A 530-nucleotide genomic window follows, 5' to 3' on the forward strand; every position below is an offset into this window, starting at 1 on the left:
GGGCTGGCTGCCGGGCTCGGCCGCCGCCACGGCGGCCCGGGCGGCCGCCAGGTAGTGCACCAGCAGCCGCCGCAGACCCGCGGAGTCGGCCCGGGCCGCGAAGGAACGGGCGTACAAGCGGGTCAGGTCGTGCATCAGGTACCGGTCGCGGGTCCGTTCCTCGACCAGGTGGGCCGCGGCCAGGCCCTCCAAGGCGGCGCGCGCCGCCAGCGGCGGCAGGCCGCTGAGGGCCGCGGCGGCCCCGCCGTCGAGCTCGGAGCCCACGTGCAGGGCGAGTTGGCGGAAGAGCAGCGCGGAGTCCGAGGGCAGCTGCTGCACGCTCATCCGCAACGTCGCCTCGACGCCGAGGTCCTCGCCGGAGAGCAGGGACAGGCGCTGGTGCTCGTCGACCAGGCCGGCGACCATGTCGCGCAGCGCCAGCCGGGGCCGGGCGGCGAGCCGGGCGGCGGCCAGCCGCAGCGCCAGCGGCAGGCCGTCGCACAGGGCGGCCAGCTCCCCGGCCTTTGCCTTATACACTCTCGACGCTGCAC

The 530-nt window shown here is 77.2% G+C and carries 1 pseudogene; it reads right to left on the reverse strand.

Going from position 1 to position 530, the window contains the following annotated elements:
- Positions 1 to 516: pseudogene (locus tag GPJ59_RS36875) on the reverse strand (AfsR/SARP family transcriptional regulator); the annotation flags it as partial.
- Positions 517 to 530: the final 14 nt, after the last annotated feature.

The organism is Streptomyces bambusae, from assembly GCF_019400985.1.
GTDB classification, from domain to species: domain Bacteria; phylum Actinomycetota; class Actinomycetes; order Streptomycetales; family Streptomycetaceae; genus Streptomyces; species Streptomyces bambusae_A.